This window comes from Paenibacillus sp. J31R122, assembly GCF_056269185.1.
Map to the genome: position 1 here is coordinate 281507 of NZ_JBWDNM010000004.1, position 20894 is coordinate 302400.

The following is a 20894-nucleotide window of genomic DNA, read 5'->3' on the forward strand; positions in this document are numbered from 1 at the left end:
AGACAACCAAGTGACTTATAAACTCGTATTTTGAATTTTATCGTAAACACTCGAACTTATTGGAGGGCTACTTATATGGCTAAAAATTATCAAACCTCGATTGACTTATATGAACAATCCAAAAAGTATTTGGCAGGCGGAGTAGCTTCATCGCTGCGCGCAGCGATGAAACCGACGCCTTTATTCGCGAAATCCGGAAGCGGTGCACGTATTAAAGATGTGGATGGCAATGAATATATCGATTATCTGCTAGCCTATGGTCCGCTTATTCTGGGACACGCACATCCTGCGCTGACTCAAAGTGTGACAGAAGCTATGAGCTCGGGTGCTACATATGGGCTGCAGCATACCGGAGAGATTGAGCTTGCGAAGCTGCTTACGGAAATACTGCCATGTGCAGATCGCGCTGTGTTGAGCGGCTCTGGCACAGAAGCGGTGATGTTGGGATTGCGACTAGCGCGTGCCCATACAGGCAAACGGAAGATTGTCCGCTTCCACGGACATTATCATGGCTGGTCGGATACCATTTTCACATCGTTTCCAAGCTCAGACATGAGACAATCCACTGGGGTTAAGGCTTCATCCATTGATGCCGTGCAACCGGGCACCGGGGGACAAAGTGAGACCAGTCTGCAAGAAGTAATCCTGCTTCCTTGGAATGACAAGGTTGCGCTGGAAACAGCTTTGCGCAATCACAAAGACGAGATAGCTGCCGTTATAACTGAGCCTATCATGTGCAATTCTGGATGTATTCAGCCGAAGGAAGGTTATTTGCAATATATGCGTAAACTGACTGAGGAGCTCGGTATAGTCATGATTATGGATGAGGTTATTACCGGATTCCGGCTAGGGCTTGGTGGAGCGCATGGCAAGTTCGGTATTAAACCTGATTTGGTTACTATAGGCAAGGCGATGGGCGGTGGTATAGCAATCAGCGGAGTTGCAGGTAAAGCAGAAATTATGTCACTGATTGAGAATGGTACGGTCAGCCACCTCGGAACGTTGAACGGCAACTGTGTCTCGACGGCAGCAGCATTGACTATTTTGAATGAACTGGGTAAAGACGATGGAGCAATTTATGGACAGATGGAGCAAGTAGCGAGCAAGCTGGTCGAAGGCATCCGAGCGGTACTTGCGAAACATCGTATTTCTGGGGTTATTAATCATTTAGGACCTGTTTTCCACTTCATGTTTACAGAGCAAGAAAGGGTGGAGGATTTCGTCTCATTCAACAAGCGTGACGGAGCGAAATATTCCCGTTTGGCAGAACTGATGCTTGATGAAGGTGTACTCATTCGTCCGAATGGTCTATGGTATGTGTCCGCTGTGCACGGAGATGCGGAAATTGATGCAACTCTGCAAGCACTTGAGCGTGCGATTGCTCGAATTTAAACTTTTTTTGCGGTGAACTTGGACATCCGAAGGGAGTAATCAAAATCGAGCTTTTTCTAGCTTCTGACGATTCGTCCTTTATGATAGATAGGCTCACCGTTCTATATGGATAGAGGAATTACTTTCGGAAAAAATGCCTAAATACGGAGTGAATATATGAAGACACTTACTTTTATCAAAGAGGGCCAGTCTGCGTTAGGAATGATGGTTGGAGATCGTGTGCTTGATGTAACAGCCGCACTGGCGGTATATGAGGGCGATGCTCCTCGATGCGATATGGAATTGATTCAAGGAGGTAAAGAAGCGATAGCTAAATTGGAGCTTCTGGCGAATCAAGCTCAGATGAATGAGGATGTGTGGCTCCAAGAAAGTGATTTGAAATGGGGGCCATGCGTGACTCGCCCGAACAAGATGATTTGTGTAGGACTGAACTACAAAAAACATGCAGATGAAACGAATGCTCCTTATCCTCAGGTGCCGATCTTATTCAACAAATTTAATAATTCACTAACCGGCAACCTGTCTAATATTGCGATTCCTCGTGTTACGGAGAAGATGGACTACGAAGCTGAGTTGGTAATCGTAATCGGAAAAGAAGCGAAATATGTGCCGCAGGATCAGGCTTTGGATTACGTATATGGGTATACGATTGTAAATGATTTGTCTGCCAGGGATTTGCAATTGCGAACGCAGCAATGGCTGCTCGGTAAAACCTGTGATGATTTTAGTCCGCTTGGCCCTTATTTGGTGTCGGCTGATGAGGTTGGCAATCCGAATCAGTTGAGCATACACACAACTGTTAATGGCGAGGTCAGACAACATTCGAATACTTCGGATATGATATTCTACTGCTCTGAAATTGTTAGTTATATTTCTCAGCACATGACTTTGGTGCCCGGAGATATTATCTTGACGGGAACGCCAGAAGGAGTAGTTCTAGGCAAGCCGCTCGATGAACAGGTCTATCTTCAACCAGGCGATGAGGTGACAATTACTATAGAGAAGCTGGGTCAATTAACCAATCGGTTTGTTGCGGAAAATCCTGATCGTCGTTCAGAATGGAAAAAATAAAGAGAGAGTATGATTTGTTTCAAGCGACTCGGGCCGAAATCTCATTGAATGCATTGCGCCATAACATTGAAGGGTTTCGTAGTGTTATCCCCTCATCGATGAAGTTGATGGCTGTAGTGAAAGCAGATGCTTATGGTCATGGTGCAGTCGAAGTTTCCAAGGAAGCTATAGGGTGCGGCGTTGACTACTTAGCTGTCGCTATTTTAGATGAAGCATTGGAATTGCGAGAGGCTGGTATTACTGCCCCTATTTTAATATTAGGGGTGATGCACGCTTGTGGTCACGATGTGCATACGACTATATTGTTGGGAGCAGCATCACTTCTAGTTCGCTATCAAGACCGTATGGCGGGCAACGTTCGCTTTATATTTCAGTCTGCTGAGGAGATATTGGCTGCTGCTCAGCGAATGATAGACGAGGGTGTATTAACGGGTGTTGATGAAATTTATGGGCTGCATAATTTACCGACGCTCTCAACTGGTCAGATTGCCACCAAGGCTGGTCCTTTCATGTCTGCGATCGATCGTATTGACATCACTGTACATGGCAAGGGTGGGCACGGTTCCATGCCAGAACAGTGTATCGACCCTATTGTTGCGGCATCAGCGATTGTTATGGGCTTACAAACAACGGTAAGCCGTGAAATTTCGCCTATTGAACCGGTGGTGGTTAGTATTGGCAGCATTCATGCAGGTACGGCGAATAATGTGATCCCTTCATTGGTGGAAATGACAGGTACGATTAGAACGTATTCAAATGGTATACGTGAGTGTATGCCAGAACGGATAGAAAGATTAGCAGGTCGTATTGCAGATGCTTATCGATGTACAGCGGAAGTTAAGTATATAAGACAGGTCCCAGTGGTATTCAATGATAAAAATTGTGAAAAAACATTAAGAGAAGCAGCGAGACGTCTTATTGGAGAAGATCACTGTGTAGATGCTGAGCTTTCCATGGGAGGGGAGGATTTCGCTTTCTACCAGCAGCATTTCCCAGGCTGTTATTTCTGGCTAGGATCTGGCCCGAGCGAGAACGCGGAGGAAGCTTATGGTTTGCATAGTCCAAAATTCACAATTAATGAACAAAGTATTTCATTAGGTGCTTCCCTGTTCACGGAGCTTGTGCTGAATCGTCTATCTTAATAGTTATTACAAAAAAAAGCTGATTTGTTTAAAAAACGAAGAAGCTTTTTGTTATTTTTTGTGCGATTATATTGTCTACAATCTTAATGAAGATTATTTACAATAATCTATTCTTATCGTATGATTTGGATAGGTCAGAAATATGGCATGGTAGATCGTGATGGCTGTTGAATATGCGAAAGTCTATTCGGCAGGAGCGGGAATGCAAATGAGATTAATAGAGTGGCAGCATTTCTACTTTCCGGTGAAGCGTCCTATGCGACGGGTTCAATGTATCCAGTGAACGGAGGTTAGCTATACGCTTGCATGCCTTCTCTTCATAAGGAACGAGAAATAATGACATCGGAGCTGCAAGTGCGCTTCTAAGTTAGCAGAGAAGGAGATGAACAATATGAGTAGCGAATTGTATGTAAGCAGAGCCTTTACAGCTCCTTCGGGCTTCACCGCTGGAATAGAAGGGCCCGCTTGCGATCAAGCAGGCAATCTGTATGCGGTAGAGTTTGAGCGATCGCATACAATTGGTAGGGTTACACCTGATGGCGAGTGCAGTATTTATGTTGAATTGCCTGATGGAAGCACGGCTTCAGGAATCCGATTTAATCGAGCAGGTGATATGTTTATCGCTGATTATAGCGGCCATAACATTTTGAAGGTAGCTGCTGGGACCAAGCACATAAGCGTATATGCACATGAGCCAGCGATGAATCAGCCTAATGATATTGCGATAACAAAAGATGGTACGTTATTCGCGTCCGATCCAAATTGGCAGCAATCGACGGGCAATTTGTGGCGAATTGATCTAGATGGAAAAACGACGCTTTTGGAAGAAAATATGGGGACGACCAATGGTATTGAGGTTAGTCCCGATGAGAAAACACTTTATGTGAACGAAACGATACAGCGCAATATTTGGGCATACGATCTTTCTCCAAGCTATGAGATCAACAATAAACGTTTACTCATTTCATTTCCGGATTTCGGATTAGATGGAATGCGTTGTGATGTGAGCGGTAATTTATATGCGACGCGGATTGGCAAAGGGTGTATCGCGATGATCTCGCCATCAGGTGAGCTGCTGCGAGAAATTCAGTTAATAGGCAAAGACTGTACGAACATTACTTTTGGTGGACCTGATGGCCGCACCTGTTATGTGACGATCTCTGATCATGGCAACGTTGAGATATTTCGCAGTGAGCTGCCCGGAAGGTGTTGGAGTATGAGAGCCAATCAAAATTATACGTATTCATGTACATATAGTGAAGAGCCAGTCGTCGATTGGGCGGCGATTGAAGGTTTTCAGCTGTCTGGGACAGTGGCGGGAGAGCAGCCAAGGCTGTCAACACTCGTTAAAATGTGTCGTACCGCTGACTATGTTCATGTACATTTTGCATGCGAAGATGATCATGTTGTAGCGAACTATACCAATCATGATGATCCTATTTACGAAGAAGATGTAGTAGAGATTTTTATTGATGAGTCTGGAGAAGGCATACATTATAAGGAATTAGAATTTAGTCCGCTCAACGTGATTTTTGATGCGCTTATTGTGAATGAGCCGGGAAAGAGACTAGTTGTAGATACTAGCTGGCATGTAGAAGGTATGCAAACAGAAGTAACTACCGACGAACAGGGGTATCGTTATTATAATATCACTATGCCGGTAGCCGCTTTCGATAAAGTGCCAGTGAAAGGTACAACGTGGAAAATAAACTTTTATCGCATTGATGAAGATTTACAGGGTGAACGTCATTATTGGGCATGGTCTCCAACGGGTATAGTTGATTTTCATACACCTTCAAGATTTGGTGCAGTTATTTTTGAGTAGGCGATGCCACAGGGGGAATAAGCGGCTATGAAAATATCAGTTATAGGTGTGATCCATGAAACGAATACGTTCGCACCTGGAATAACAGAAATAAGAGATTTTGCCCATGAGTGGGTGACTGGCAATGAAAGCTTCCTATATCGCTATACGGGGACTCGTACATCGATGGGCGGCGTTGTAGATGAGGTTAAAGATGCAGGTGCGGAGCTAGCAGCAGGATTCTACACTTCAGCAGTACCAAGCGGGATGGTAACAGCGGAGACAGCGGATACGCTGCTGGATGCTCTGATAAATTCGATAGATACTACAGCCGACGGGGTCGTCGCCATTTTACATGGAGCGATGGTTTCTGAAAACTATCTCGATTTCGAAGGTGAGCTGCTGCGTCGGATTCGCAATAAGGTCGGGGTTCACGTACCAGTTGCGTTAACGTTGGATTTACATGCTACAATTACACCACTTATGATCGATCATGTTGAAATCGTAGTTGGCTACGATACTTATCCTCATGTTGATGCGTATGAAAGAGCCAGAGAAGCAACCCAGCTGCTTATCCATACAATTAAAGGAAACATTAAGCCAGTACGTGCGCTTAAGTTTCCGCAGATGCTCATTGTTCCTCAGACGATGATGACTGAAGAGGATGGAGCATTCAAGGATATTATGGAGCGGACATTTGCCATTGAGCGTGATCCGAGAGTGTTATCTATAACGGTCGCAGGAGGTTTTCCTTACAGCGATGTCCCTGATGCAGGGATAGCATTTGTAGTTACGACTAATGACGACCAAGCGTTAGCGGATCAATACGCGGATGAACTGTGTCAGATGGCTTGGAACAGCCGTGAGCAGCTGACTCATCTCGATACGCCAGTTGTAGAGGCAATCTCCAAGGCAATGGCATTGACGGAAGGACCAGTTATTCTCGTTGAAGGCTCCGACAATGTCGGAGGCGGCGGACCAGGGGATGCTACGCATACGCTGCAGCACCTAGTTGATGCCACGAAAACATGCCTCATTGTTATTCGTGATGAAAACGCCGTGCTAGAAGCACATCGCTTAGGTGTTGGAGCGATTTTCGAATCCGAGATTGGTGGGAAAAGCGATCATCTGCACGGTGATCCAGTTCACATCCGAGGGAAAATCCGCCTGTTATCGGACGGGAATTATAAGCATATTGGCGAATATATGACAGGACAGTGGGCAACGATGGGCAAAACGGCCGTTATTGAAGCAGGAAACTTAACCATCGTCATGACCGAGAAACGTGTAGGACCGTGGGATCCGAATCATATTGGTTGTGTCGGACTGCGTGCTGAGGATTTCCATATTATCGTCGTCAAAGCAGCTGTCGCATGGAAAACCGCATTCGGCTCGGTTTGTCGGCATACTATCTATCTGGACACACCAGGCTGCTGCAGTGCTAATTTACAACATTTCAATTATAAGCATATAAAGCGACCGATTTATCCTCTTGATTCAGTGCTTTAGTTGCAAGTCCTAAGTGAAAAAAGGCGCGGTACAGCATTCATCAATGATGATCTGCTGTATCGCGCCTTTTACGGAGTTCAAGACTGAGTTAATTATCCATTAATTTGTATTCAAATAGTTGTCTCTGAATACCGATTTATCTTGAAATTTATCATTTAAGATGGGCGGTTGGTTATGTGGATTAATCGAGGGAAGGATTATTCCCCTGCTTAATCCCGAAGTTGACTGTATTGATATGTGCGGTCAGTGCCTCGGATACTTTGTCGGAATCACCCTCTATAATCGTAAGCAGCAGACTTTCATGCTCTTGACATAGAACATTCAGATCCTCGTAAGCACTCACTTGTGTAATGAAATGCAGTCGGATCCGGTTGTAGATAGACTTCCATATAGTAATCATATTGCTCATCCCCGACAGGGTGACCAAGTATTCATGGAAGGCTAGATCACAATCTGCCATTTTGGATATATTCTGTTGCTGGGCACCTTCTTTCATTTCCTTGATGAAGGTTCTTAGTCGATCGTAATGTGTTTCGTCCATAAGGGGCAATGCTTTACGTATCGTGAATTTCTCAAGGGTTAGACGGACTGGAATCAGTACCTCTGATACTTCTTCATCCGTAATTTCAGCAACCATAGTTTCCTTATAGGGATGCGAATACAGCAGCCCTTCTTGCTCAAGCATACGCATCGCTTCACGGATCGGCCCACGGCTGACACCCATTTGTTTAGATATTTCTACTTCACGAAGACGGCTTCCCGGTTTTAAGTGACCTTTAAAAATAGCTTTACGGATATCATCGGTAATTTTATGGCGTAGTGAGGTTGTCTTTTGTTCATCAAATTGAAAGTTATCCATTTATCTTGCACGCTCCTCTAAAGCCTAAGCTTTCCTATATGAAAATTATAACTTATATAATTCGTTTGTAAACATCGTATTGTAATATTGTAGACAATTTAATTTCATTATCTTGCTATTATAATCAACTATCCATACAAACGTACGATGTTGAAGTATAGTTAAAGTAGCTTATGTTTAGTGGTAGAATTAAGGGAGTGTATTAAGGTCAGGACGGGGAATGGTTGAATGGGAACTGTTATAACCAAAAATTTTAGCTATGGGCAAGATGAAATAGGTTACCTGAAAAGCGTGGATGAAACACTTGGCGCTGCGATGACACGTTTGGGCAAGGTTGAGCGGTTGATCATTCCTGACCTGTTCACTGCGCTCGTCTATGCCATTGTAGGCCAACTCATTTCGGTTAAAGCGGTTCATACCATTTGGGAAAGAATGCAGAGGCAGCTTGGAGAGATTTCTCCGCATAATCTAGCCATACAATCTGCTGATGATATACAAAAATGCGGGTTAACGATGAAAAAGGCTGTTTGCATTCAAAATATTGCACAAATCATCGCGAAAGGTAGTTTTGATTTGCAAGAGCTTCCTAGCTTATCTGATGCGGAAGTTATCAAAAAGCTGATGACGTTAAAGGGAGTTGGCCAATGGACAGCGGAAATGCTGCTGATCAATTCGATGGAACGCCGTGATGTTGTCAGTTGGGGAGATATTGCCATTCGCAGAGGGATGATGAAGCTGTATGGACTGCCCTCTATTACAAAAGAACAGTTTGAACAATACCGCCTCAAATATTCGCCATTGGGCTCGGTAGCTTCCATTTATTTATGGGAAATTTCATTTGAATCGTAATTAAGGACAAGGAGCAATCGAGTGGATACAACAATTAAGGAACAGTTATTTGAAATGGCAGATGAGAAATATCAAAAATTTTCGGCATCGCTTATCCCAACTATTAATAATGTATTGGGAGTTAGGCTGCCGGAGCTGCGCAAGCTCGCCAAATTCATTGTAAACGACGATTGGCGAGCCTACCTGGAGCAGGCCGAGAGTGATTTTTTTGAAGAAGTTATGCTGCAAGGCATGGTGATCGGTTATATCAAAACAGATGTTGAAGAAATGCTGCGTTATGTAGCTGAATTTATTCCTAAAATCAATAATTGGTCGGTATGTGACAGCTTTTGTACAGGACTAAAGTTCACGAAGACGAATAAGACAAGAGTATGGGATTTTCTACAGCCTTATCTCTTGTCTGAGAAGGAATATGAAATACGTTTTGGAGTCGTTATGCTGCTTAACTTCTATATAGAAGAGGAATATATCGACAGCGTTTTAACACGTTTGGATAACACTATTCGCGTGGACTATTATGTAAAAATGGCGGTTGCTTGGGCAGTATCCATCTGTTACGTGAAGCTGCCTGATCCTACCATGACGTATTTAATAAATAATGAGTTAGATGATTTCACGTACAATAAAGCTCTACAAAAAATTACAGAATCACACCGGGTGGATAAGGAAACGAAACAATTAATTCGGGGCATGAAACGTTAACTAAAGCTTTTAAGGTTCAAAGCCTTTTTGACTCACATAGATTTGATCCTCAGGAAAAACCTGCTTCAAACGCTCATAAACAAGTTGATAGGCTGTGGGGTGGTACCACTCTTCCAAACCCAGCTCTTTGTACAAAGCATGAATACCTAATTGACGTGTCCGTTTTCCTCCACTTCCGTCTCCCATGTAATAATCATCCACACAGACGCGGTTGACAAGCTGGCGCAGTGTCTCGGCAAATTCTTCACTGCTCGGCAGCATTGGAGCTATCGTTGCCTGTGTCGGAACGCCTGCGTCAGCCAACAATTGCAGCGTCTTAAATCTGGCGCTGAGAGGAGGGGCTTCCGGCGAAAAATGCTTGCGGATGTCCTCTCGGTCAGTTTCCACCGTCATGCTTACACGTACCTTCTCACCAAGACGTTTAAGCAGATCAATATCTCTATGAACAAGCGGACTGCGGGTTTGGACGAACAAAAAGTCGGGCGGATTGTCAGCCATGACTTCGAGTAAAGATCGGGTTATTTTTTCTTTATGCTCAATGGGCTGATAGGGATCTGTGCTCGAAGACATAAAGATAGTAACCGGCCCTTTTTTTTTGGCTCTCTGAAGCTCTTTCCCGAATACTTCTGCTGCATCCTTTTTGATATCAACCCAGGTTCCCCACTCTGCGTTCCGGAAAGTAGACACTGGCATTTGCCGCACATAACAATATGAGCAGCCAAATGAACAGCCCGTATAGGGATTCAGCGAATGACTATAGCCAGATAGAAAGCCAGTCCCTTTATTTAATAGTGTTTTCGGCTGCTTATATAAATATTCTGTTTTCATTTAAAGACTCCAATCCGATTGTATTGCTATATAATTTGTAACTTCTTTTTCCAAACGGAGTAACTTCGTTTTCATATCGATACCGCCGCGATAGCCAGTTAGAGCTCCATTTTTCCCGATAACACGATGACAAGGTACGGTAATTAATACGGGATTTGCGCCAATGGCAGCACCAACTGCGCGAACTGCGGCCGGTTTATCAATCTGTTCAGCAATTTCCGAATACGACTTTGTTTGTCCATAAGGAATGTCACAGAGTGCGTTCCACACAGCCAATTGAAAGGGTGTCCCACGAAAGTCGAACGGAACTTTAAAGCTTTTGCGTGTCCCTTGCAAATATTCGATAAGTTCTGTTGCGTAGGGCTGCAGCAGCTTATCGTTTTGGATTAATGCAGAGCCCGGAAAACGGACATTGGCCCAGTCAGCTAATTCATCAAAAGGTTGATTTTGAGAGCCTACATAACAAAGACCTTCAGACGTTGCTGCCATATGCATGTTCCAATCGTCATGTGTCAATAAAGTCCAATAAATCGGAGTATTCGTTTTATTGTTCATATTTAAATTACCTCCAGCAAATGATCTAGCTATCCCTCTCTTATTTATCTCTACGATAAGTATAACCCCCAATGTGTGCGTTTGTACGTATTGTTGATTGTAACAGCAAGATAACGAAATGGTTGCTCCTTGAAGGCATAAAAATCGATTGAAATAGTAAAAATAGAAAAGCTATTCATGAAATATTGTTGCTTACGATGCTCATGAATGGCTTTTTTTGAAAAACAGTATAAAACATCGCTATTTTTTGTGACTTTTGTTGCACAGCGGGGTATAAACATGTAGAATTTTTTATATGAGGTTAACCTAAATAAGTTGAACTGTTCTGAAAGGGGTATTTACTCTGAATACTGCAATGACTATGCTAAAAAATACAAGCAGAACTTTCTATATTCCGATTAGTCGCCTCGGTCTAGGCGTGAAAGAGGCAGTCACATCTGCCTATTTATGTATGCGCGCAATTGATGAGATCGAGGATCACGAAGAGATCGCGGATCAATTGAAGATCGAGCTGCTGCTAGCGCTTCATGAAGCGTTTAAATCCTCGGACGTGATTGATAGAACACAAAAGCTGCTTGCTCCATATAAGGATGTGCTGCCAGCGGTTACGATGCAGCTAGACGAGTGGGCTCTTCTATGTCCACCATCGGTCAATCAAGTTGTTTATCGTTATACATCTATGATGGCAAAGGAAATGGCCGAATGGGTTGAGAATCAATTTGTGATTCGGACAGAAGAGGATTTGGACCGTTATACGTACAGTGTTGCGGGTATGGTAGGGGAAATGCTGTCGGAAATATGGTTTTGGCATGACGGTACGAAATCCGATCACGTGAAAGCAGTTGCCTTCGGCAGAGGGCTCCAAGCTGTAAATATTCTTCGCAACAAAGAAGAGGATGCGGAGCGGGGCGTAAACTTCTTTCCAGAGGGTTGGGGACAAAAGGAAATGCTGCAATATACACGTCGCAATTTAAAGCTGGCTGATGCGTATGTGAAGGAATTGAAAACGGGCCCAGCAGTAACCTTCTGCAAAATACCACTTACTTTAGCTCATGCTACAGTAAAGCTTATTGCTGCCGGCGGTAACAAGCTAACGCGCGATATGGTCATGAAGCTTGTGAATCAAGTCAATTAGTCATGTCCATTAATCCTGATTGATAGTAAAAAAATCCCGATAACCTATTGATAAATAGGGGAACAGAAACTAAATATGCTTTCTACAAATCATCAATAGATGTTTTTTTGGAACTAATTTGGAACTAAGCTGATCCGTATAGACGGAAAAGCTTAGTTTTTTATTTTATTTTAGGTAAAAACTATATCTTAACACTTTTTTTTATTGTCATTTATAGTCGCAAAAAATGTCGAATAGCTATTTTTATCCTGGTTTTTCAACAAGCTAGACAATAGTCCCTTATTTTATTACAGAAATAGTGTCATTTTTTACGAATTCATAATGTTAAGCATAGTTATATAAGTGCAGTATCCTTTATTTTAAAAGGGTTATAGTCATTTTTTGTATATGGTTAAATGAGTCTAAAGAAGGAAGATCAAATATGACGATTAAACGCTTTCATCATAATAATTAAATAATATTTTCCATAATTATATGCGGGTTGATATCCTATTATCCCGATGTATTAGGAGACTTTACTTATGAAATTCATAAAGAAAATGAGTAAGATTGTCTAATCGACACCATGTCTTTATTCCCTCAAGAAATGTGAGCTATTGTGTCATAATTAGACTCAAAGCAGAAAGCAATAGAGGTCAAATTATATTTTGCTAATATTAGAACCTCCTAATATAGGTTGTATTATCCTTTCGTTTGTAGCAGTCTAGAGTTATAAAAGACCTTGATGAATGGAGGATTGCAAAGATGAATGTTTCGAGTCAGGAGCAGAAGCAAGTAAAGCTGAAGCGTTTTTTGAAAATGCTATCCGAAGATCCTAACCTAAATAATCAAGAGGGGACCAAGAAAACGAGATCATTAACAGAGCTTCTTATGTTCACCGGTTATCAACCATCGAATGAATCTGTTGATATGGCTGCGCTAGTATCCATGCTGCTTAGGAAGCTGGGGTTTGAAGCTTGCTCGGACGATATGATGGATCATATTATAAATGGCGGAACAGTTGATGATTTTATGAATACGGGGGGACAACGACTATATAACTTGGATTAGTAATCTCGGTTATTAGTTGGATGTCTGATAAAACCATGTCCAAAAGTTCGCGTTTTGAATAAATTCATACATACTATACTCATTAAGAATAACTATTCCTGAAGCAGTATGGGAGATGACGGATTTGATAATGGAGGAAACATTTTGGAATTAAAACAATATGGAATGATCGTCAAAAGAAGGCTGTTAATGATCGTGCTTATTATAGCAATTAGTTGTTTGAGCATTGGTATTTACTCCTATTATTTCATCAAACCGCAATATGAGGCTTCCGCCAAACTAATTATCAACCAGTACAAGGAAAGCAGCTCACTGATTCCAAGTATTGATCTTGGCTCCATCAACTCTACGATTGGACTTATCAAAACCTATAAGGAAATTTTAAGAACGCCTCGTATGATGAAAAAGGTTGTGCAGGAGTATCCGAATCTTGATGTGACGTTCCAGGAGCTCATTAGCAAGGTAAGTGTCAGCTCGGTCAATGAAACACAGGTTATGTCCATTACAGTTCGAGATGATTCGTATGAGAAAGCGGCTGAGATCGCAAATGCTGTAGCTATCGTTTTTCAAAAGTCAGTTCCAGAGCTGATGAAGGTTGATAATGTAACCGTATTGGACCAAGCGGATCCGAAAGAGAATCACGGTCCGGTAGCTCCGAATCCGAATATGAATATTGCAGTCGCATTCGTGCTTGCCTTAATGGTTGGGGTTGGAATTTCCTTCTTGCTCGATTATTTGGATGACACGGTCAAGACGGAGGAGGATATCATGGAGCTTCTACAAGTACCTGTACTGGCATCGATTCCGAAGTTTGATGAAAATGATTCGATTGTACCAAAAAGCAATGCACCGCTACCGAAAAAGGTTGGGAGGGAAAGCAATGTCTCGCTTGATTCCTAAATGGAACCTTATCACTGCAATTAATCCTAAATCACCGATTTCCGAAGGCTATCGGATGCTGAGGACTAACATTGAGTTCTCGACAATTAATTATAAGCTGCAAGTCATTATGGTTACCTCTTCTAAGCCGAGTGAAGGCAAGAGCACGACATGCGCCAATATAGCCGTCGCTTTTGCCCAAGCGAACAAACGAGTGCTTCTTATAGATGCAGATCTGCGAAAGCCTTCCCAGCATTTTATTTTTGGGAAATCGAATCGAATTGGGCTTACGACAGCATTATTTAATCAAAAGGAGATCAAGGACGTCATCCAGCATACCAATACGGAGAACCTGTGGCTTATGAATGCCGGACCTACACCGCCTAATCCTTCAGAGCTGCTCTCGTCTGACCAGATGGCTGTAATGCTGAGCAGAGCAAGGGAACTGTATGACGTCATTATTATCGATACTCCACCAATTATGTCAGTCACGGATGCCCAAATTGTAGCTACCCAAAGCGATGGTGTTGTGCTTGTCATCGACTCAGGAAAAGTGAAAAAAGAAGTTGTGCTCAAAGCAAAGGCTTCTATCGAGCATGTGAAGGCAAAGCTGCTCGGCGTCGTTCTTAATAAGATCAACCAAAACGACTCCGATATTTATTCTTATTACTATGGAGAACGAGATGACGCATAGCGTCATTTCTCTCAATAAATGGCTGTAAAGAAATACAAAAATAATAGGATAGGGTGATATCAATTGAAAAAAGTAACTAAAGCTATTATCCCCGCCGCAGGACTCGGTACTCGTTTTTTACCAGCAACGAAAGCAATGCCGAAAGAAATGCTTCCTATAGTTGATAAGCCGACCATTCAATACATCGTGGAGGAAGCGATTGAATCGGGTGTGGAGGATATCATCGTCGTGACAGGCAAAGGGAAACGAGCAATCGAGGATCACTTCGATATTGCATTTGAGCTCGAGCATACTTTGGAGGAAAAAGGGAAGTTCGATATCTTGGAAAAGGTTAGAAAATCCTCTAACGTAAATCTTCATTACATAAGGCAGAAAGAGCCGAAGGGCCTTGGACATGCCGTATGGTGCGCGCGCAATTTCATTGGTGATGAACCATTTGCCGTGCTGCTTGGCGATGATATCGTGGAGGCCGAAGTGCCATGCACCAGGCAGTTGATTGAACAGTACGAGCGTACCGGACGCTCTGTAATTGGTGTTCAGATGGTGGGTGTCGATCAAACTCATCGATATGGAATCGTTGATCCAGGCGAGAGAGTTGATAATCTTTATGAGGTGACTCGGTTTGTAGAGAAGCCGCCGCAAGGACAAGCTCCATCAAACCTGGCTATTATGGGCCGTTATGTGTTGACTCCGGATATTTTCGAATATTTGGGGAGACACGAGCTCGGGGCTGGCGGAGAAATTCAACTGACCGACGCGATTCAAAAGCTTAATTTGGATAAGGGCGTATATGCATTTGATTTCCAAGGTATTCGTTATGATGTGGGCGAGAAGCTCGGATTTATTATGACGACGATCGATTTTGCACTTCGAAACAGTGAGCTTAGACACCCGCTGATGACGGGGCTTGAGGAAATAATGGAGCGTGAACTTGGCAAGCAGTTGATTTTAGGAAGGGGTGAAAGAAGATGACGCCTCCACGGGATGAAGTAATAGTCGGCGTATCCGATTATTACTCAAAAGCAAGAACGAATTCAGAGGTTCAAAGCCAAACTGATTTGTACTTATTTCTCAAACGTACCATTGATATTTGCGGCTCGATAGCTGGTTTGATTATGTTAAGCCCGCTGCTGGTCCTCGTCGCGATCCTTATTAAGCTGGAGGACCCGAAGGGCTCAGTCTTCTTCTACCAGACGAGAATCGGCAAAAATCAGAAGCCATTTCGCATGTTTAAGCTTCGGTCCATGCGGACCAATGCCGAGGAGCTCTTGAAGGATTTGCTTGATAAGAATGAAATTAGCGGTGCGATGTTCAAGATGAAGGATGATCCGCGTGTTACGAAGGTAGGCAAATTTATTCGGAAAACGAGTATCGATGAGCTGCCGCAATTATTAAATGTGCTTAGAGGCGATATGTCTTTAGTAGGTCCAAGGCCGCCGCTTTCAAGGGAAGTAGCGGACTATACGGATCATGACAAAAAGCGCTTAACCGTTACACCAGGCTGTACAGGATTATGGCAGGTTAGCGGCAGAAACAATCTTTGCTTTAAACAAATGGTCGAGCTGGACCTTGCTTATATTGAGAAAAGATGCATTTGGCTGGATATCAAAATTATGTTCAGAACGGTGAAGGCTGTTGTAGCCTCTCAAGATGCGTACTAATTAATTCAAGGAAGCTTTAGGAGGCGAGATAATGGCGAGGGTCCTACATATCTCGGAATTTACAAAGGGCGGCATCGAAACTCATCTGAATGAGGTGCTGAAGTATCAAGCATCAAGCCATGATATTTATCTCATAGCATCCGAGCAAAATTCAAATCGCAGTACTCTTCAAATTAGTGCTGATCGGCTGCTCTTGTACCCTTATAAAAGAAAACCTACATATTTTATTACAGCTATGAGAGCGATCAGGAAAGCATTAAAGGAAATTAATCCGGATATCGTGCATGTCCATGGAACGTTCGCGGGATTTTTCCTGCGAGCGTTACTTCTTATCAAGAAGGAGCGCCCGGTCGTCATCTACTGTGCTCATGGATGGGCGTTCCTAATGGATACGAAGTCGTGGAAAAAAAGGCTGTTCGCTTCAGTTGAGAAGCTGCTGTCAATCCGAACGGATTTCATCATCCATATATCAAAGTATGAATATCAAATGGCTATGCAATATGGCCTATCATCCAAGAAATCAGTCGTTGTATATAACGGCGTGTCGGATGCGCCTCCTTCGAGGCATGACCCATTTGTCGTTGATGAAGAAATGATTAACTTGTTATATGTCGGCCGTTTTGATCGACAAAAGGGTTTTGATTTGCTGCTTGAGGTTTTTAACAAGCATAGCTTTACGAACGTTATGCTGTATTTGGTCGGGGATACCGTTCTGGAAGATGTTCAATATGAATTCCCGAACTGCGCAGTCAAGATCGGCTGGGTGAATAACGCGGACATCGATCGTTACATGCAGGCGTGTGACGCTGTTATTGTTCCTTCTCGCTGGGAAGGGTTTGGTATTGTCGCTATTGAGGCATTGCGTAATAAGAAGCCTGTCATTGCAAGTAATCGAGGCGCGCTCCCAGAAATTATCCAGCACGGTGTTAATGGCTACATCTTTGACTTTGACAACAAGAATGAGCTGGCTGACATTGTTCATGCTCTCGACAAGAGCCAACTGCAAAGGATGGGACAAGCAGGCGAGAAGATTTTCAGCAGCAAATTTCATTCCGATACGATGAACAAGCAAATTGAAACTTTATACAAGGATGCCATCAGCAAACGAAGAGATCGGTACTCTATAACGGTTAAAAAATATGTCTAATAAAAAACAGTTCTTTCTGGCGCTTTATCTCTGTGTTTTGCTTGTACTGACCGTCTATCAGGATTTCCCGTTAGTTAATATGATCGGTGAAATTGGCAGGACGCCCATCATTCTGCTGCTTCCACTGTTTATATTTTGCGAAATTTCGATGCTAGCTAAACATAAGAAGGTCATGTATACAACAAAGCTTCAGAAGATTATGCTCGCCTTTATTCTCTATTTAAGCTTTATCAGTATCGTATACATTCTCATTCAATTCCTTCAGGGCAGCTACAGCTTTGGTTCTGAAAACCTGCTTGGCAAATCGGTTAAGGTATTGATCTATTTTGTACTCATTCTGTTTTATATCCGGCATATGCAGCTCGTACTTTCAAAAATAAATAGCTTTAAAGTGATTTATGGCTGTTTTCTCGCGGTGGTTACTTTGCTCCTAGTCATTATGATTTTGGAGCTGATGACCATGCCGAATGCTCTTACTTATTTGCATGCAGGAAACAATCTCTATTGGAGGGTTCGCTTGCTCACTTCGGAAAGCAGTACGACAGGATCAATTATCGTCGTTTATTCCGCGATTCTGATCTATCTGACCAAGTATTTGAGCAGCTTGGGCAGGACGCTGACGATCATCTATACCTCCGGTTTTTTTCTATACTATTTATTCGTCACCGGATCAAAGGGCTTCTTAATTGTCTGCATGCTAACGCTCATTGTAACTATGATTAAGTTTTTGGATTTTAGGAAGAAGAAAAATTTTATATTGCTCATTTCGGTTATCTTGGCCATGTATTTATTTTTCAACTATTTCTCAGCGGGGCTGGTCAGCTCCTTCAGTAACGATATCGAGAATTATACGTCCTCTTACACGCGTATGGGTACGATCCTTATCGCAATCATTACTGTCTTTTACCATCCACTGGGAGTGGGTACGGGAGCTTATCTCATCTATTTCGATAAGTATTTGGATGACGCGATTAACATGATGTCCCATTTTTATTACAACCTCTTTGGGATAAGCCAGATTAACGCTGGGGAGCTGCTGCTATATTCGGGCTCGGATAAAAATTTGGGCGTAAAATCAGGATTTTTCCAATGGGTGATGTTCGGTGGAATTTTCTCTGTATTGTTCTTCTACCAGCTAGCCAAAAACCTGATTGTAAAGGTGAAATCCAGCTCGATTCTGTTCCTTGCTCTTGTATTTATTCTGTTCAATATGCTTTTAGTAACGCTGGAGATTAAGTATGAAGTCTGGCTGCTCTTTGCCTTTATTAGTGTCTTCTTAGGAAAAAATGAGATGGAAAATTCAACGATGTCGGGGGTAGCTAAATGAAGATGCTTGTAGTGTGCAGTGATTTCCCGTATCCCGCTGACCATGGCGGAAGGGTGGATACATGGGGAAGAATTCAGGTTTTGGCCGAATTAGGCTGGAGGATCCATCTCATCGTATGCGGCAAGCAAATGCCTACCGAGTCAGACATGAAGCATGTATACACGTATGTTGAGAAAATTGTGCTGTGCGACCGAAGAAGTAAGCTAGCTGACTTGCTGCATATCATTCCGATGCAGGCTCAGTCGAGAAATGAGCTGGAGCATGTACAAATTGCAGAGGATTATGACTATGTGCTGCTTGAAGGCGATTATGTCTATCCCATTCTGAATAATCCGAAAATTAAACATGAAAAAGTCATTTTGAGAGTTCATAACGACGAGGCGGTATACTTCAAGGCGCTTGCCAGAAGCACCAAAAATGTGCTGCACAAAATGTACTACCACATGGAGAGCAGCAAATTCGCGACTTTACAGAAGAAGATGCTGGAGAAGGTCAACAAGTATTTGTTTATTTCGAGCAAGGAATTTGAAAGCTTCCAAAAGCTAAATCCAACTGCCAAATGCTTGTTCCTCCCGCCGCCGGTTACGAAAAACATTTTCAGTACTAGCAGCTTTGAAAGCAAAAATGTTGTGTTTATCGGCTCCTTATTTATGCCGAATAACCGGGAAGGGATTCAGTGGTATCTCAAGCATATTCATCCCTTGATGCTGAAAGAGCCGGATTACAAGTTCATTGTGGCGGGCAACAGCAGAAACCAGAGCTTAAGCTGGCTCGAGCCATACGATATGACCAACGTAATTGTACATGACTCGCCAAAGAGTCTGGACAGCATTTATAAAAACGGCTACCTATTCGTTAATCCCATGCAAAATGGAGCCGGCGTCAAGCTTAAGACAATCGAAGCCATTCAGAATGGGCTTCCAGTCATCTCAACATCTATAGGCTGTGAGGGTACAGGACTTATTGATACGGAGCACATTATGGTTGCCGACAGTCCCGAGCAATTTTATAAACGGATTAAGCAGCTGTTTGATAATCCGGAGGAAGCAAGGGAGCTTCTGTTGTCGTCACAGCAATTTATACACACGCATTACAACCATAAAGAGGTTCTGATGGGGTATATTCAATCGTTAAACACTAGTTATCAAATGAAGCAGGTGCTGTAAATGGACAACAAAAAAATTAACGTCATGTTTGTTACCCACGCGGATAAAAAAGGAGGCGCCGAACAAAGCCTGATTCATTTAATTAACTTCTTGGATGTATCTAAATATCGTATCTTTTTGCTGGCGCCCGCTGACGCGGAGTACTTGCATGAAATCAGGACCGATTACGAACATTTTCCGCTTCGTCTAAACAGCATTAAGAAGAAATTCGGCTTTGGCTATATAGAAACCGTTATGCGAATAAGAGCGTTTGTGAAAAGAAACCGTGTGGACATTATCCACGCCAACGGCTGGCGAGCACCGTGGTATACCGCTCCGCTAAAATTTTTAACAAGCTGCAAATTGGTTTGGCATCATCGGGATTATACACATTTACGGATGTTTAATAACGTATTGCCACGTTTTTTCGACCAAGTTATTTGTATCTCGCACTTTGTGGCAAATTCGATTCAAGGCAGCAATAAAACCATTATATATAACGGTGTAGATCCCGATATGGCTCTGTCGATGAAGAGCAGAAGCTTTATGGAGGATGATACGCTCATCATCGGGACATTTGGTCGGATCGTGGAGTGGAAAAGATATCATCTGGTCATCGAGGCTGTGAAGAAATTAGCCGACAACGGAAAGCGCAACTGGAAGCTGCTTATTGTCGGTGATACTTCCGTAGACGGATCAGAGGATTATTTTAACGAAATGATCCAGAAGGTCATCGATTATGGCTTAGAGCATAACGTGATCTTCCACGGCTATAGCAAGAAACCGCTTGATGTTATGAAAGAATGTGATCTTACGATTAACTTTTCATTAAACGAGCCGTTCGGCAGAGTCATCATTGAATCCTTACTCGTGCAGACTCCTGTCATTGTTTCGGATTCTGGAGGAGCACCCGAAATCATTCATCAGACAAAAGGCGGCTTCATTGTAAAGGACGGCGATGTGGAGGAGCTGTATCAAACCATTCAACGGGTTTATGACAAGTCAGTCAACCATCAGGAGCTGTCAAGTCAAGGCTACGCCAGTGTTATGAATGACTTTAATATGAAGACGATCGCTCGAAAGGTGGAGTTCACCTACCTTATGTTATTGGCTCAGGGCATGAAGTCGAAAGCGGTGGGATGATC

Annotated in this window: 21 protein-coding genes; 18 read left to right on the forward strand and 3 right to left on the reverse strand. The window is 42.9% G+C overall.

Annotated elements, in window-relative coordinates:
* Window positions 1-75: 75 nt before the first annotated feature.
* The 6 genes from AC0YN7_RS09125 (at window position 76) to AC0YN7_RS09150 (ending at window position 6918) form a co-directional block, all read left to right on the forward strand.
* Window positions 76-1392: an aspartate aminotransferase family protein gene (locus AC0YN7_RS09125; protein WP_475809664.1), complete on the forward strand. Its 1317-nt coding sequence runs from the start codon at window positions 76-78 to the stop codon at window positions 1390-1392.
* Between the two features lie 156 nt (window positions 1393-1548).
* Entirely contained in the window at window positions 1549-2463 is a 915-nt protein-coding gene (locus tag AC0YN7_RS09130) for a fumarylacetoacetate hydrolase family protein (protein ID WP_475809665.1), read from the forward strand.
* Window positions 2464-2477: 14 nt separating this feature from the next.
* Window positions 2478-3605 carry a M20 metallopeptidase family protein gene (locus AC0YN7_RS09135; RefSeq protein WP_475809666.1) on the forward strand — a complete coding sequence of 376 codons (1128 nt, stop codon included), beginning with the start codon at window positions 2478-2480 and terminating at the stop codon, window positions 3603-3605.
* 171 nt (window positions 3606-3776) lie between these two features.
* Window positions 3777-3899, forward strand: coding sequence for an SDR family oxidoreductase (locus tag AC0YN7_RS09140; protein WP_475809780.1), 123 nt, complete (start codon window positions 3777-3779; stop codon window positions 3897-3899).
* A 97-nt stretch (window positions 3900-3996) separates the two neighbouring features.
* On the forward strand, window positions 3997-5430 hold the full coding sequence (locus AC0YN7_RS09145) for a carbohydrate-binding family 9-like protein (protein WP_475809667.1): 1434 nt from the start codon (window positions 3997-3999) through the stop codon (window positions 5428-5430).
* A gap of 27 nt (window positions 5431-5457) precedes the next feature.
* The gene (locus AC0YN7_RS09150) at window positions 5458-6918 is read left to right on the forward strand and encodes a M81 family metallopeptidase (protein ID WP_475809668.1); all 1461 of its coding nucleotides are present in this window, start codon (window positions 5458-5460) and stop codon (window positions 6916-6918) included.
* 181 nt (window positions 6919-7099) lie between these two features.
* Here AC0YN7_RS09150 and AC0YN7_RS09155 read toward each other — a convergent pair whose 3' ends face one another.
* A complete protein-coding gene (locus AC0YN7_RS09155) occupies window positions 7100-7777 on the reverse strand; it encodes a GntR family transcriptional regulator (protein WP_475809669.1) in 678 nt (225 codons plus the stop codon).
* Window positions 7778-8005: 228 nt separating this feature from the next.
* On the opposite strand from AC0YN7_RS09155, the gene AC0YN7_RS09160 reads away from it, so the two are divergent.
* A complete protein-coding gene (locus tag AC0YN7_RS09160) occupies window positions 8006-8626 on the forward strand; it encodes a DNA-3-methyladenine glycosylase family protein (RefSeq protein WP_475809670.1) in 621 nt (206 codons plus the stop codon).
* A 21-nt stretch (window positions 8627-8647) separates the two neighbouring features.
* Window positions 8648-9328: a DNA alkylation repair protein gene (locus tag AC0YN7_RS09165; protein WP_475809671.1), complete on the forward strand. Its 681-nt coding sequence runs from the start codon at window positions 8648-8650 to the stop codon at window positions 9326-9328.
* A 9-nt stretch (window positions 9329-9337) separates the two neighbouring features.
* On the opposite strand, the gene AC0YN7_RS09170 is transcribed toward AC0YN7_RS09165, so the two are convergent.
* Both AC0YN7_RS09170 and AC0YN7_RS09175 read right to left on the reverse strand, forming a co-directional pair.
* Window positions 9338-10156, reverse strand: a complete 819-nt coding sequence (locus tag AC0YN7_RS09170) for an SPL family radical SAM protein (RefSeq protein ID WP_475809672.1) — start codon at window positions 10154-10156, stop codon at window positions 9338-9340.
* Window positions 10157-10711: a methylated-DNA--[protein]-cysteine S-methyltransferase gene (locus tag AC0YN7_RS09175; protein WP_475809673.1), complete on the reverse strand. Its 555-nt coding sequence runs from the start codon at window positions 10709-10711 to the stop codon at window positions 10157-10159.
* A gap of 355 nt (window positions 10712-11066) precedes the next feature.
* Here AC0YN7_RS09175 and AC0YN7_RS09180 point away from each other — a divergent pair, with 355 nt between their 5' ends.
* The 10 genes from AC0YN7_RS09180 (at window position 11067) to AC0YN7_RS09225 (ending at window position 20892) form a co-directional block, all read left to right on the forward strand.
* Window positions 11067-11846, forward strand: a complete 780-nt coding sequence (locus tag AC0YN7_RS09180) for a squalene/phytoene synthase family protein (protein ID WP_475809674.1) — start codon at window positions 11067-11069, stop codon at window positions 11844-11846.
* 744 nt (window positions 11847-12590) lie between these two features.
* A complete protein-coding gene (locus tag AC0YN7_RS09185) occupies window positions 12591-12896 on the forward strand; it encodes a hypothetical protein (RefSeq protein WP_475809675.1) in 306 nt (101 codons plus the stop codon).
* 144 nt (window positions 12897-13040) lie between these two features.
* On the forward strand, window positions 13041-13796 hold the full coding sequence (locus AC0YN7_RS09190) for a YveK family protein (RefSeq protein ID WP_475809676.1): 756 nt from the start codon (window positions 13041-13043) through the stop codon (window positions 13794-13796).
* Window positions 13777-14469, forward strand: coding sequence for a CpsD/CapB family tyrosine-protein kinase (locus tag AC0YN7_RS09195; RefSeq protein WP_475809677.1), 693 nt, complete (start codon window positions 13777-13779; stop codon window positions 14467-14469). The genes AC0YN7_RS09190 and AC0YN7_RS09195 overlap by 20 nt, the downstream gene beginning before the upstream one ends.
* Window positions 14470-14532: 63 nt before the next feature.
* Entirely contained in the window at window positions 14533-15441 is a 909-nt protein-coding gene (gene galU / locus AC0YN7_RS09200) for a UTP--glucose-1-phosphate uridylyltransferase GalU (protein ID WP_475809678.1), read from the forward strand.
* Entirely contained in the window at window positions 15438-16130 is a 693-nt protein-coding gene (locus AC0YN7_RS09205) for a sugar transferase (protein WP_475809679.1), read from the forward strand. The genes galU and AC0YN7_RS09205 overlap by 4 nt, the downstream gene beginning before the upstream one ends.
* 31 nt (window positions 16131-16161) lie before the next feature.
* Window positions 16162-17277, forward strand: coding sequence for a glycosyltransferase (locus AC0YN7_RS09210; RefSeq protein WP_475809680.1), 1116 nt, complete (start codon window positions 16162-16164; stop codon window positions 17275-17277).
* Complete coding sequence (locus tag AC0YN7_RS09215) at window positions 17270-18604, forward strand: hypothetical protein (RefSeq protein ID WP_475809681.1); 1335 nt, start codon at window positions 17270-17272, stop codon at window positions 18602-18604. The genes AC0YN7_RS09210 and AC0YN7_RS09215 overlap by 8 nt, the downstream gene beginning before the upstream one ends.
* Complete coding sequence (locus AC0YN7_RS09220) at window positions 18601-19770, forward strand: glycosyltransferase family 4 protein (RefSeq protein ID WP_475809682.1); 1170 nt, start codon at window positions 18601-18603, stop codon at window positions 19768-19770. The genes AC0YN7_RS09215 and AC0YN7_RS09220 overlap by 4 nt, the downstream gene beginning before the upstream one ends.
* Window positions 19771-20892: a glycosyltransferase gene (locus AC0YN7_RS09225; RefSeq protein WP_475809683.1), complete on the forward strand. Its 1122-nt coding sequence runs from the start codon at window positions 19771-19773 to the stop codon at window positions 20890-20892. It abuts the gene before it with no gap.
* The last annotated feature ends 2 nt before the right edge of the window (window positions 20893-20894 follow it).